Source organism: Kitasatospora sp. NPDC088779, from assembly GCF_040685395.1.
Classification (GTDB): Bacteria; Actinomycetota; Actinomycetes; order Streptomycetales; family Streptomycetaceae; genus Kitasatospora.
Map to the genome: position 1 here is coordinate 263,640 of NZ_JBFBHW010000002.1, position 12,933 is coordinate 276,572.

The following is a 12,933-nucleotide window of genomic DNA, read 5'->3' on the forward strand; positions in this document are numbered from 1 at the left end:
CTGAGCTGCAACAATATGTTGATTGCGCAGGTCAGCGACCCCCCTGCGGAGAGCCATTCTTTGCGAAGTTTTACTTGCGGCAGACGAAAATGAGAAGGTGGTCATGTCAAGGAATTCGACACGAAGCCGCCCCGGTCAGGCAATTCGGACATCCGGCGCCACGAAAAGGCGGCGCAGCACTGCGGGAATGTGGCGGAAATGTGTATGCGCCGCGTCGGAAAGCAGGGGCCGCCGGACGTGAGCCTGTGCGTACGAGCCGGCCTCCGGGCCCCGGCCGCGCGGGAGCGGGCCGCCGGCCACCGGCCACCGACGGTCGGTGGCCGACGGTCGGTGGCCGGTGGCGGCCCCGGGATGCCTGCGGGCTATCGGCAGCAGGATGGTCGGACTATCGTTAGTTAGCGAAAGCTATCGAAGTACTCTCCGACTGGCGGCCCCCCGGCCTGCCACTCACCTGGGGGCAGCGGTGGCGACGAAGATCCCGAACAACGGCAGAGGCAGGCGCGTCCGCACGGTCCGCGGGGCCGTGGCGGCGGACCATCCGCGCTACAAGTGGGTCGCACTCTCCAACACCACTCTCGGCACCCTGATCGCCACCATCAACGCCTCGATCGTCCTGATCTCCCTCCCCGCGATCTTCAACGGCATCGGCCTGGACCCGCTCCAACCCGGCAACGTCAGCTACCTGTTGTGGATGCTGATGGGCTACATGCTGGTCACCGCCGTCCTGGTGGTCACCCTCGGCAGGCTGGGCGACATCCACGGCCGGGTGCGGATCTACAACGCCGGCTTCCTGATCTTCACCCTCACCTCGGTGGCCCTCTCCCTCGACCCGCTGCACGGCGGGCCGGGCGCGCTGTGGCTGATCGGCTGGCGGGTGGTGCAGGCGATCGGCGGCTCGATGCTGATGGCCAACTCGGCCGCGATCATCACCGACGCGTTCCCCGCCCACCGGCGCGGCATGGCGCTGGGGGTGAACATCGTCGCGGGCATCGCCGGCTCCTTCATCGGCCTGGTGCTGGGCGGGCTGCTGGCCGAGTGGAACTGGCGGTCGATCTTCTGGGTCAACGTGCCGATCGGCATCCTCGGCACGGTCTGGGCCTACCGGTCGCTGCGCGAGACCGGCGTACGGCGGCCCGCCCGGATCGACTGGTGGGGCAACATCACCTTCGCCGTCGGCCTGACCGCCCTGCTCGCCGCGATCACCTACGGCATCCAGCCCTACGGCGGCCACACCATGGGCTGGACCAGCCCCTGGGTGCTGGGCGGGCTGTTCGGCGGTGTGGCGCTGCTGATCGCCTTCTGCCTGGTCGAGTCCAGGGTCGCCGAGCCGATGTTCCCGCTGGCGCTGTTCCGCGACCCGGTCTTCGCCGGCGGCAACGCGGCCACCCTGCTGGGCTCGATCGCCCGCGGCGGCCTCCAGTTCATGCTGATCATCTGGCTCCAGGGCATCTGGCTGCCGCTGCACGGCTACGACTACGCCGACACCCCGCTGTGGGCGGGCATCTACCTCGTCCCGCTGACCGTCGGCTTCCTGGCCGCCGGGCCGGTCTCGGGCTACCTCTCCGACCGGGCCGGGGCCCGGCTGTTCGCCTCCGGCGGGCTGGTGGTGATGGCCCTGTCCTTCGCCGGACTGCTGCTCCTGCCCACCGACTTCGGCTACCCGTGGTTCGCCGTCCTGGTGTTCCTCAACGGCCTGGGCGGCGGCCTGTTCGCGGCCCCCAACACCTCGCTGATCATGTCGAGCGTGCCGGCCGAGGCCCGCGGCGCCGCCTCCGGCATGCGGGCCACCTTCCAGAACGCCGGCATGGTGCTCTCGATCGGCGTCTTCTTCTCCCTGATGGTGGCCGGCCTGGCCGGCTCGCTGCCGCACACCCTCACCGCCGGGCTGACCTCGCAGGGCGTGCCCGCCGCCGACGCGCACACCATCGCCTCGCTGCCACCGGTCGGCACGCTCTTCGCCGCGTTCCTCGGCTACAACCCGATCCAGCAGCTGCTGGGCCCGCACGTGCTCGGCATGCTCCCGGCGGCCAACGCCCGGACGCTGACCGGCCGGGAGTTCTTCCCGCAACTGATCTCGGGCCCCTTCCACGACGGCCTGGTCGTGGTGTTCTGGCTGGCGATCGCCATGTCGCTGGTCGCCGCGGCGGCCTCGCTGGTGCGCGAGCGGACCGGGCCGCGCCGCCCCCGCCGCCCCCGGCCGGGCGCGGGCGAGGCCGCCGGACGGCCCGGCGCGAACCGGCCCGCACCGCACGGAAAGGCCCGCAGGCCATGACCGGGCGCGATGCCGCGACCGACGCCGACACCGACGCCGTGACTGACGCCGTGACTGACGCCGACACCGTGACCGACCCCGATGCCGATGCCGGGGCCGACACCGGGACCGGGAGCCACAGCGGAGCCGGGGCCGGTCTCTCCGCCGAGGCCCTCGTCCGGCTGCGGCTGGCGATCGGCCGGCTCAACCGGCAGATGGCCCGCGCCTCCGGCGGCCAGGACCTCACCGTCGCCCAACTCTCCGCCCTGGCCCGGGTGGAGGTGCACGGCCCGCTGCGGCTCGGCGAACTCGCCGCGCGGGAGGGGGTGGCCGTGCCGTCCGTGCTCCGTACGATCGCCCCGCTGACCGCCGACGGCCTGATCGCCAAGACCCCCGACCCGCTGGACGGCCGCTCCCAGTTGCTCGAACTCACCCCGGCCGGCCTGGCGGCGATCACCCGGATCCGCCGGGAGCGCTCCGCTCTGCTGGCCCGCCGCAGCACGCGGCTCACCCCGCAGCAGTGCCGCCGACTGGAGGCGGCCGTACCGCTGTTGGAGCTGCTGCTGGACGATCCCGACGCAGCCTGCCCCAGCCAAGCCTGTCCCGATCCGTCCTCCCCCGACCCGGCCTGCCCAGACCCGCCCCGCCCCGGCCGGCGCGGCTCCGCCGGCTGAGGCAGCGCTGCTCGGGGCGCCTACGCCGTCTCGCGGAGGAATCCGGTGAGCAGCTCGAAGGTCTCCTCGGGCCGCTCCAGACCGGGGAAGTGGCCGGCCCAGGGCAGTTCGAGCCGGCGGGCACCGGGGATCCGGGTCGCCAAGGAGTCGGCGATCTGCCGGAAGTCGTCCAGGTCGTGGCCGCCGGTCACGACCAGGCAGGGCGCCGTGATCCGGGAGAGGTCCGCTTCGTCGTCGGTGGGGCCGACCTCGGCGTCCGCCTGCACCTCGAAGGCGCGCCGCTGCATCCGGCGGACGAGTTCGCGGGCCTCGTCGCCCGCCTCCGGGCCCAGCCAGCTCTCGACGTTGAGCTCGACGGCGCCCTCCACGTCCCCGGTCGCGAGGAGTTCCCGCTCCCGCGCGGCGAAGGCCATCAGGGCGTCACCGGCGACGTGCCCGGACGCCCCGGAGCAGAGCAGGGCCAGCGCGGTGACGGCCCCGGGGCGCAGCGCCGCCACGTCCATGGCGACCTTCCCCCCGTACGAGGCGCCGATCAGCGCGGTGCTCTCGACGCCCAGGTGGTCGAGGAGCGCCAGCACGTCCTGCGCGTCGCTGTACGGGGCGTCGGCCGGCGGCGTGTCGCCGAAGGCCCGGAAGTCGCCCCGGATCACCCGGTAGCCCGCGTCGACCAGCCCCTGCCACTGCGGGTCCCACATCCTCCGGTCGCACACGGACGAGTGCAGCAGCACCACGGTGGGGCGGTTGCCCGGCAGGTCATGAGATACGTCATGGGAGAGGATCATCCGCGGATCGTATCGACGCCCCCGGGGGGCGCCAACCGGTTTGGTGATCGGCGGGAGTAAGCGCTTTGGGCCGCTTCCGGGCTCTAGGTGGGTGAGGAGGTGCTCATGGGAGGCACGAAGACCGACCGGGACGAGGAGTTCCAGGCGTTCATCGTCGGGGCCTGGCCACGGCTGCTGCGGACGGCGTACCTGTTGGCCGGGGAGCAGTACGCGGCCGAGGACCTGGTGCAGTCCGCGGCGGAGAAGGCCTGCGCGGCCTGGGCGAAGGTGCGACGGGCCGGCGATCCGCACAGCTACGTGCGGCGGATCCTGGTGAACGAACACGCCCGCCGCTGGCGCCGCCGCGCGCCGGAGCTGCTGGTGTACGCGGTGCCGGACGAGGCCGGAGCGGAGGACTGCTACGCCCGCTCCGACCAGCGCGGCGCGCTGATGACGGCGCTGGCCGCCCTGCCGGCCCGCCAGCGCGAGGCCGTGGTGCTGCGGTACTGGGAGGACCTGAGCGACAGTCAGGCCGCCGAGGCGATGGGCTGCTCGGCCGGAGCCGTGCGCAGCCACGCGGCCAAGGGGATCGCGAGACTGCGGGGGGCCGCAGCGCTGAAGGAAATCAAGGGCATGACGAGCATCGGAGGTGCGGTATGAGCGCGGGTGGCAACGGCGGGACGGTCGGCATGGGCGCGGCGGGCGACGACGGCGACGTGTGGGTCGGGCTCGGCCTGGCGGAGGTGGCGGCCGGGGCCAAGGTCGGCCCGGCGCCGATGGCGGACATCATGGCGGGCGGCCGCCGGATCCGGCGCCGTCGCCGGTCGGTGGTCGGCGCGCTCGCGCTGGCCTCCGTGGTGGTGCTGGGCGGCGGGACGATGGCGGGTCTGCACAGTTCCCCCGCGAGCAGCGGCACCCAGTCGCTCGTCCCGGCCAACGGCGGTCCCGGCGGCGGCACCGGGGGCGGTCCGGCCGCCCAGCCGTCCGGCACGGCGACGGCCGAGCGGGATCCGTTCACCCCGGTCCGGGTGACGCTGGCCCAGGGCAGCACCCCCGACGGCAAGACGTGGAAGCTCTGGACGGCACTCTGGCCGGTCGCCCCGAAGGAGCGGGCGTACGAGCAGGCGGTGGCCGTCTGGGAGGAGCGCCACGCCGTCGACTCCTCACTCGACAAGCCGACGGAGGCGTTCATCCAGCAGTACTGGCAGCCCACCGAGGACGTCGTGAACGACTACGTCACCCTGGACGACGTGCGCCAGCCGTACGACAACGCGGGCAGCTACCCGGCGCCGGGCCACGTCGACCCGCGGATGGCCGACACGTTCAGCGGCGGCCTGATGGGCGCCCGGGACAAGGCCGGCACGCCCGGTCCGCTCCCGATCAAGCTCGCCGTGATGGCCCTCGGCCCGGACGTCGGCAAGGTCCTGGTGACCTGGTCGGACGGCTCGGTCATGGAACCGTGGCTGAAGGCCGTCGGGGACTCCCCGTACCAGCGGCTGGTGGTCCCCGAGCAGCCGGGCAAGAAGGTGACGTCGTGGCAGTTCTTCGACAAGAACGGCGCCAAGCTGCCGGACGCCGGCGAGAAGATGCTGACCGAGTAGCGGTCGGCGCGACCGGCTGAACACGACCGGCCGATCACGACCGGGCCGATCACGACCGGGCCGATCACGACCGCCCGACCAGGCCCGCGGGGCCGGCCCGCACCCCCGTCGGGCCGGCCCCGCGTCGGCGTGCGGGCGGTCGGCGTGCGGGACGGTCGGCGCGGTCGGTGCGCATCGCGGAAACGTGGGAGAAAGTGCTCCCCCGGTCGGGGGAGGTCATCGACGAGCCGCCCGAGCAGACTGGCGATCACACCCGGGGAGGACCTCCCGGCCTCCCCTTGATTGCACCGGAGTTGACTCGTGCGTGAGCAGATGTGGCAGCCGCTTTCCTCCCGGCCTTCTTCCCGGCGTTCGTCCCGGCTCTCCTCCCGGCGCCCGCAGGCCGGTCGGCGCGGGGTCGTCGTGGCGGCGGCGGCCGCGGTGGCCGTCGGCCTCATGACCGCGGGCACCGCCCTGGCACCGTCCACGGCAGCCGCCGCCCCCCGCCCGGACGCCGTCCAGCAGGGGCTGAACGCGCTGGTCCGTGACGACGGCCTGCCCGCCGCGCTGGCCGGCGTCCAGGGCCGTGACGGCCGCACCCGCACCTACACCGCGGGGGTCGGCGACGTCACCACCCGCGCGAAGGTGCCGGTCGACGGCCAGGTGCGGATCGGCAGCAACACCAAGACGTTCACCGCGGTGGTCGTGCTGCAGCTGGTCGGCGAGGGGAAGATCGGGCTCGACGAGCCCGTCGAGTCCTACCTCCCCGGCCTGGTCCGCGGCGACGGCATCGACGGGCGCCACATCACGGTCCGCCAGCTCCTCCAGCACACCAGCGGGCTCCCGGACTACGAGGGCTACATCGACGAACCCTCCATCCAGCACCGGTACTTCGAGCCGCGCGACCTGCTGGACATCGCCTTCCAGCACAAGGCCGACTTCGCCCCGGGGGCGAGCTTCAAGTACAGCAGCACCAACTACGTGCTCGCCGGCCTGGTCGTCCAGAAGGTCACCGGCCGCCCCATCGCCGAACAGATCGACCAGCGCATCATCAAGCCCCTCGGCCTGCGGCACACCTACTACCCCGCCCAGGGCGACCGGACCATCCGCGAGGCCCACCCCCAGGGCTACCTCAAGGACGCGACCGACGGGCACCTGATCGACTTCACCGAGCTGGACCCCTCCGCGGGCGGGGCGGCGGGCCAGATGATCTCCACCAACTCCGACGTCAACCAGTTCTTCACCGCCCTCCTCGGCGGCCGCCTCCTGCAACCGGCCCAGCTCGCCCAGATGCGCACCACCGTCCCCATCGGCGACAGCGGCGCCGCCTACGGCCTGGGGCTCATCAGCCGACCGCTGTCCTGCGGCGGCGTCTACTGGGGCCACGGCGGCGACATCCCCGGCTACGAGACCCGGGGCGGGGCGACGGACGACGGCCGCGCCGTCAACATCGCGGTGACCACCGTCCCGCCGGACGCCGCCGGCTCGGAGCACGTCGAGAACGTCGTGGACACGGCCCTGTGCCGCTGACCGAAGTCCGGTGAGGGAGTGGGAAGTCGGCTGGGCCGACTTCCCACTCCGCCTTTCCACCCCGCTCAGGTTCCGTGCCGAGACGGAACAGCCCTAGAGCTGCGTGAGGCCGCCGTCGACGAGCAGTTCCGCGCCGGTGGTGAAGGAGCTCTGGTCCCCGGCCAGGTAGAGGGCGGTGGCGGCGACCTCCTCGGGTCGGCCGACGCGGCCGAGCGGGGTCGTGGCGACGGCCTGATCGACCTGGGGGGACGCGGCCCGCAGCTCGTCGGCGCCGGGGGTCGTGACCGGGCCCGGGGTGAGGGCGTTGACCCGGATGCCGCGACCGGCGAGTTCGGTGGCCCAGGTGCGGGCGAGGCTGCGGATCGCGGCCTTGGTCGCGGCGTAGACGCCCAGACCCGGGACGCCGCGCAGGGCCGCACTGGACGAGAGCAGGATCACCGAGGCGCCGGCCGACAGCAGCGGAAGCGCCTTCTGCACGGTGAACACCGTGCCCTTGAGGTTCACGGAGGTGGTGTGGTCGTACTCCTCCTCGGTGATCTCGCCGAGCGGGCCGAAGTCCCCGAGGCCCGCGTTGGCCACGACGATGTCGAGCCGGCCGCTGCGTTCGGTGATCTCGGCGAAGAGCCGGTCGAGGTCGTCGAGCTTCGACACGTCGCCCCGGACGCCGATGCCCCGGCTGCCGACCTGCTCGACGGCGGCCGCCAGCTCGGCTTCACGGCGGCCGGTGAGGTAGACGGTCGCCCCCTCGGCGGCGAAGCGGCGGGCGATGGCCAGGCCGATGCCGGTGGAGGCGCCGGTGACGAGGGCGGTCTTGTTGTCCAGCTGTCCCATGAGATTCTCCGAATCTTGACGTAACTATTCTTGTTACATTTTTGGGCGCAAAAACCGGCGCAGGAAGCACTGCCACGGCCGAGGCTAGGCGGCCTTCAGCACATCGCGCAGCACATCCTCCAGCGTGGTTCCCGACAGCTCCCGGCGGAGGGTGGCCTCGATCCCGTCGTAGACGGCGGCCATCACCGGAGCGATGCCGTGGCCCACGACGCACTCGGGGTCGGGCGTGGCGGGGTGCAGGGCGAAGATCGGCCCTGGCTCCACCGCCTCGTAGACGTCGAGCAGGGTGATCGCCGACAGGTCCCGCGACAGCGTCCAGCCGGCCCCGGCACCCCTTCGCGAGTCGACCAGGCCCGCCGTGCGCAGCTGGGCCAGCAGGCGGCGGATCACCACGGGGTTGGTGTTGACGCTCGTCGCGATCTGCTCGGAGGTGGCGACCTCGTGGCCACGGCGCTGGTACAGCCCGATCCAGGTCAGGGCGTGTGCGGCGACGGTCAACCTACTGTTCGCGCTCATGCCGCCCATCACCCCTCTCCATGTCGTAACTGTAATAGTTACATCGACTGGCGGCAAGCGCGGCACGGCCACATCGGCGGGGCCGACTTCCCACTCCTCACCGCCTAAAGAGCGGTGGGCCGCCTGCGTGCCCGGGTGAGCCGGCGGTACGCGAGATGGACCGCGAGGCCCAGCAGGGTCATGACGACGGACGCCACCAGTGCGACCACATCGAGCGCGTTCCGGCCCAGTGAGTTCCAGAAACCGATGCTTGAAGCAAGGGCGGCGACGTCCGTGTGCCGGGGGTCGTACACCACCGCCACGGTGTCGCGGGCCTTGACGGTGTCGGTCACGTAGGCGAGTCGGGTCTCGACGGACGCCCCCTCGGAGGTCGTGAACCGCACCCGGCAGTTGGCGTTGCCCGCCGGGTTGTCCTGCGGCGCGCTCACCTCAGTGCACTCGGTGACGACCGCCGGCATGTGGACGCCGCGACTGCGGAGAGCCGACGTCACCCCCATGTCGTGCGGTATCAGGTAGACCAGGCTGAGGACGAACAGCAGGACCCCCAGGCCGATCATGGCGAGCGAACCGTTCCGCACGGTCCGGCCGTGGTCCGGCGCGTTCTCCATCGGTCCCCCCGGGTGTCGGCCCAACTGCCCACGTGCGCTCACGCTACCCGCACCCACCGACACCGGCGGTGCGCCGGAACACTGGCCGCCGGCAGCAGGGCGCTCGCAGCCGCGCGACCTCTCCGAGGCTCAACAGCACCGCTTCATCGACCTCATCGACGTGCTTGCGCTCCACTGTCGGCTCTCCCACGACGGGAGGGTCAAGGCGGGCACGGGCACCGGGCTCGTCAGGAGCCGTCCAGGATAAGGGGATCCGGTCACCCCGGTGGCAGTTCCGTCAAACAGCGCACACCCGCTGTGAGCGGACTGGTACGTTCCGCGCATGGACTTCAACGCCGTTGCCAACTCGTTCGTGCCGCACTACTACAACACCTTCGACTCCGGCATCTCGGGTCGCCCGAACCTCAACAGCCTCTACCGACCCGAGTCGATGCTCACCTGGGAGAACGCCCAGGTCCAGGGACAGCAGAACATCCTCGCGAAGCTGACGACGCCCCAACTGGCCACCGTCAAGCACAAGGTGAACACCACCGACGCACAGCCCGCCCCGGGCAACGGCGTACTGGTCACCGTCACGGGCAACCTCCTCATCGACAACGCCTTCGACAAGCCCCTGCAGTTCGCCGAGACGTTCAACCTGCAGCCGATCCCCGGCCAGCCCGGCGGCTTCTTCGTCCACAACCAGATCTTCCGCCTCATCTTCGCCTGAGCCGTCCGGGCCCGGGGCCTCCCGTCGGCTTCCCGCGCGGCGCGCGGAAGCCCCGGACCGACGCCACGACTTGGAGGAAGGGTGCACCTGCGCGAGCTCCGGCCGGGCGACGCCCACGCCGTCCGCCGCATCTACAGCGGCAGGTCGGTCGCCGACCTGTGGTTCGGCCAGATGACCGCCGCCCAGGCCCACGACTACATACGCGAAGCCCAGGAGGCCGACGCCCGCCGGCCGCGCACCGCACGCATCCTCGGCATCGACGTCCACGACGACCTGCTCGGCATCGTCCGGCTCCGCATCACCGGCCACACGGGCAGCCTCAGCTACATCCTGCGCGAGGACGCCTGGGGTCACGGCTACGCCACCACAGCGGTGCGCCGGTTCCTCGCCCACCACCGCACCCCACGGGTCACCGCCGAGCACCGCGTGGGCAACCCCGCTTCGGGAAGGGTCCTGGTGAAGACCGGCTTCGTCGTGACCACCGCGACCGACGAGATCGTCCGCTACGAACTGGGCTAGCGGCTGCCCCGCCAGCTCCGACTCCCCGGGGCCCGCGCCGGGCGTGACGCGGACCTTTGCCGTGTGTTTATATTGAACAATGGTTCAACCAAACACCGGACGCCCCCATGCCCCGCACGCCTGAGGCCTCGGCGGCCGTCCGCGAAGCGACCCGCGCCAAGATCCGGCGCGCCGCCGTCCTGCTCATGGCCGAACAGGGCTACCGCGCCACCACCCTGCGCCAGGTCGCCACCCGGGCCGGCGTCGCCGACGGACTGCCCTCCCGCTACTTCGGCAGCAAGGACGGCCTGCTGATCGACATCGCCGACGGCTGGCGCGAACGGACCCGCGCGGCGCTCGCCGCCCAACCGGCCGACAGCCCCGCCGCCACCCTGCAACTCCTGGTCCGCTCCGCCCTGCTCGGCCTGGACTCCGCCCCCGAGGAGGTCGAGGAGAGCCGGGCCGTCTCCGCCCTGCTCGCCGACCCCGAAGCCCGCGCTGTCCTGGTCGCCGCAGGCGCCGACCTCGCCTCCGCCGACCTCCTACAGGCCTTGGACGAAGCCCTGGCGGCCTGCCGCGTCCCCGACCCCGCCGCCGCCCGCCTGCTCCTCCTCGCCGGCATCCGCGGCGGCCTCACCCTCGCCGCCGAGGACCCGGCCTTCCCGCTGCGCGACCTGGAAGCGGCCCTGCTCGCCCACATCCTGCCGACGACCTGACCCCACCCCATGCTTCGAAAGGCCCCGCCATGACCGCCGAAACCGACATCCGCCCCTACCGCATCGCCATCGAACAGCACCAGCTCGACGACCTGCGCGACCGCCTCGCCCGCACCCGCTGGCCCGACTCGTTGCCCGGCGCCGACTGGGACTACGGCGTCCCGCTCCACTACCTCCAGGACCTGGCCGAGTACTGGCGGACCGGCTACGACTGGCGCGAACACGAAACCAGGCTCAACACCTTCCCGCAGTACACCACCACCCTCGACGGCGCCAACGTGCACTTCCTGCACGTCCGTTCACCCGAACCCGACGCCACCCCGCTGATCATCACGCACGGCTGGCCCGGCTCGGTGGCCGAATTCCTGGACATCCTGGGCCCGCTCACCGACCCCCGCGCCCACGGCGGCGACCCGCGCGACGCCTTCCACGTGGTCGCGCCCTCCATCCCGGGCTACGGCTTCTCCGGACCGACCAGCCAACTCGACTGGGACTACCGGCGCGTGGCACGTGCCTGGGCCGAACTGATGGACCGCCTCGGCTACCCGCGCTACGGCGCCCAGGGCGGCGACTGGGGCTCCGGCATCTCCCGCGAACTCGGCCTCGCCGCCCCCACCCGGGTCATCGGCGTGCACGTCAACACCTCCCCCACCTTCCCCACCGGCGACTCGTCCACCCTCGACGCCCTCGACCGCGAACGGCTCGACACCTGGGCCCGCCACCAGGCCGAAACCTCCGGCTACACCGCCGTCCAGGCGACCCGCCCGCACACCGTCGGCTACGCGCTCACCGACTCACCGGTCGGCCAACTCGCCTGGATTGTCGAGAAGTTCCGCGAATGGACGGACTGCGACGGCGGCGTTCCCGAAGGTGCCGTGCCCCGGGACCACCTCCTCACCAACGTGATGCTGTACTGGCTGACCGCCACCGCCGGCTCCTCCGCGCGGCTGTACAAGGAGTCGGCCCGCAACGGCTGGACCGAGGCCGCCCCCTCCACCGTCCCCACCGGCATGGCCGTCTTCCCCCACGACATCACCCTGCCGGTCCGCGCCTTCGCCGAACGCATCGACAACATCGTGCACTGGACGGAGTTCGACCACGGCGGCCACTTCGCCGCCTTGGAACAGCCCGAGTTGCTGGTGACCGACATCCGGACCTTCTTCCGCACCCTGGCGTGACGCCACCCGTGACTGGTCGGGACGTCGGGATCGGCGGTCGCGTGCAGCACGTACCGGCGTAGAGGTAGCTCTCGAAGATCTGCTCCGGCGTTCGGGACGCGGCCGCATCCCGGGACTCGGACAGGCCCGGCCTCCGCTGGCACTGCTACGCGTGGGCGGGCGGCAGGCGGCCTGATGACGCCGAGCGGCGGCCACCGGGTCGTGACAGCGTGTCGAGTGGCGGCGCACGGTCCGCGACGAGAGGGTGACCGACGCAGGACCTCACCTGAAGGAGCGAGAATGCCCGAAGTCACCACTCCGTACCCGACCGGCACCCCGTGCTGGGTCGATCTGATGGCGCAGGACCAGCAGGCGGCACTGGATTTCTACCGCGACCTGTTGGGCTGGCAGGGGCAGGTCGGCCCGGCCGAGTTCGGCGGGTACGCGGTCTGCGAGCTGAACGGCAAGCCGTCGGCCGGGATCGGACCGGCGATGGCGCCGGAGGGGATGCCCACCCCGCCGACCGTGTGGACCAGCTACCTGTCCACCACCGACGCCCAGGCCACCCAGGACGCGATCGTCGGCGCGGGCGGCACCCTGCTCGTCCCGGCGATGGACGTCGGCGAGCTCGGCCGGATGCTGATCGCCGCCGACCCGCAGGGCGCGGTGTTCGGCGTCTGGCAGCCGGGCGAGTTCTTCGGCGCCCGGGTCGTCAACGAGAGTGGCGCGCTGATCTGGAACGAGCTGCACACCAGCGACCTGCCCGGCGCCACCGCCTTCTACGGCGAGGCGTTCGGCATCGAGATCGAGCCGGCGCAGGGCGCCGAGCAGTACTGGGAGCTGCGGGTCGGCGGCCGGGCCGTCGGCGGGGTCTCGCTGCTCGCCGACGACCCGTCCGGCACGCCCGCGCACTGGCTGACGTACTTCGCGGTGGACGACGTCGACTCCACCGTCGACGCCCTGGTCAAGCACGGCGGCACCGTCCTCGCCCCGCCGTTCGACATGGTGGCGGGCCGGATGTCGGTGGTGACCGACCCGCAGGGCGCGCCGTTCGCGGTGATCGCACCGAAACCGATGTAGGCGGCGCGGCCCACCGCGCGCG

14 protein-coding genes are annotated in these 12,933 nt (G+C 72.2%); 10 read left to right on the plus strand and 4 right to left on the minus strand.

Features of this window, described 5'->3' with window-relative positions; translation table 11 throughout:
* The first annotated feature begins 523 nt into the window (after nt 1-523).
* Nucleotides 524-2,272, plus strand: coding sequence for an MFS transporter (locus AB0P03_RS02720; RefSeq protein WP_363579596.1), 1,749 nt, complete (start codon nt 524-526; stop codon nt 2,270-2,272).
* A complete protein-coding gene (locus AB0P03_RS02725) occupies nt 2,269-2,925 on the plus strand; it encodes a MarR family transcriptional regulator (RefSeq protein ID WP_363627611.1) in 657 nt (218 codons plus the stop codon). The genes AB0P03_RS02720 and AB0P03_RS02725 overlap by 4 nt, the downstream gene beginning before the upstream one ends.
* A gap of 20 nt (nt 2,926-2,945) precedes the next feature.
* Here AB0P03_RS02725 and AB0P03_RS02730 read toward each other — a convergent pair whose 3' ends face one another.
* Nucleotides 2,946-3,707 carry an alpha/beta fold hydrolase gene (locus AB0P03_RS02730; RefSeq protein WP_363579598.1) on the minus strand — a complete coding sequence of 254 codons (762 nt, stop codon included), beginning with the start codon at nt 3,705-3,707 and terminating at the stop codon, nt 2,946-2,948.
* 105 nt (nt 3,708-3,812) lie between these two features.
* Here AB0P03_RS02730 and AB0P03_RS02735 point away from each other — a divergent pair, with 105 nt between their 5' ends.
* The 3 genes from AB0P03_RS02735 (at nt 3,813) to AB0P03_RS02745 (ending at nt 6,796) form a co-directional block, all read left to right on the plus strand.
* Entirely contained in the window at nt 3,813-4,346 is a 534-nt protein-coding gene (locus tag AB0P03_RS02735) for a SigE family RNA polymerase sigma factor (RefSeq protein ID WP_363579599.1), read from the plus strand.
* The gene (locus AB0P03_RS02740) at nt 4,343-5,287 is read left to right on the plus strand and encodes a hypothetical protein (protein WP_363579600.1); all 945 of its coding nucleotides are present in this window, start codon (nt 4,343-4,345) and stop codon (nt 5,285-5,287) included. Before AB0P03_RS02735 ends, AB0P03_RS02740 begins: the two co-directional genes overlap by 4 nt.
* 435 nt (nt 5,288-5,722) lie before the next feature.
* Entirely contained in the window at nt 5,723-6,796 is a 1,074-nt protein-coding gene (locus tag AB0P03_RS02745; protein WP_363579674.1) for a serine hydrolase domain-containing protein, read from the plus strand.
* A 93-nt stretch (nt 6,797-6,889) separates the two neighbouring features.
* Here AB0P03_RS02745 and AB0P03_RS02750 read toward each other — a convergent pair whose 3' ends face one another.
* The 3 genes from AB0P03_RS02750 to AB0P03_RS02760 form a co-directional block, all read right to left on the minus strand.
* A complete protein-coding gene (locus AB0P03_RS02750) occupies nt 6,890-7,627 on the minus strand; it encodes an SDR family oxidoreductase (protein WP_363579601.1) in 738 nt (245 codons plus the stop codon).
* Nucleotides 7,628-7,711: 84 nt separating this feature from the next.
* Nucleotides 7,712-8,143, minus strand: coding sequence for an Rrf2 family transcriptional regulator (locus AB0P03_RS02755; protein WP_363627612.1), 432 nt, complete (start codon nt 8,141-8,143; stop codon nt 7,712-7,714).
* Between the two features lie 104 nt (nt 8,144-8,247).
* On the minus strand, nt 8,248-8,751 hold the full coding sequence (locus tag AB0P03_RS02760; protein WP_363627613.1) for a DUF3592 domain-containing protein: 504 nt from the start codon (nt 8,749-8,751) through the stop codon (nt 8,248-8,250).
* Nucleotides 8,752-9,073: 322 nt separating this feature from the next.
* Here AB0P03_RS02760 and AB0P03_RS02765 point away from each other — a divergent pair, with 322 nt between their 5' ends.
* The 5 genes from AB0P03_RS02765 to AB0P03_RS02785 all read left to right on the plus strand — a co-directional run bounded on the left by AB0P03_RS02765 (nt 9,074) and on the right by AB0P03_RS02785 (nt 12,911).
* The gene (locus AB0P03_RS02765; RefSeq protein ID WP_363579604.1) at nt 9,074-9,460 is read left to right on the plus strand and encodes a nuclear transport factor 2 family protein; all 387 of its coding nucleotides are present in this window, start codon (nt 9,074-9,076) and stop codon (nt 9,458-9,460) included.
* An 81-nt stretch (nt 9,461-9,541) separates the two neighbouring features.
* The gene (locus tag AB0P03_RS02770; RefSeq protein WP_363627614.1) at nt 9,542-9,979 is read left to right on the plus strand and encodes a GNAT family N-acetyltransferase; all 438 of its coding nucleotides are present in this window, start codon (nt 9,542-9,544) and stop codon (nt 9,977-9,979) included.
* 107 nt (nt 9,980-10,086) lie between these two features.
* Entirely contained in the window at nt 10,087-10,674 is a 588-nt protein-coding gene (locus AB0P03_RS02775) for a helix-turn-helix domain-containing protein (protein WP_363627615.1), read from the plus strand.
* Between the two features lie 29 nt (nt 10,675-10,703).
* Nucleotides 10,704-11,852, plus strand: a complete 1,149-nt coding sequence (locus tag AB0P03_RS02780; RefSeq protein ID WP_363627616.1) for an epoxide hydrolase family protein — start codon at nt 10,704-10,706, stop codon at nt 11,850-11,852.
* A gap of 279 nt (nt 11,853-12,131) precedes the next feature.
* On the plus strand, nt 12,132-12,911 hold the full coding sequence (locus AB0P03_RS02785) for a VOC family protein (RefSeq protein ID WP_363579614.1): 780 nt from the start codon (nt 12,132-12,134) through the stop codon (nt 12,909-12,911).
* The last annotated feature ends 22 nt before the right edge of the window (nt 12,912-12,933 follow it).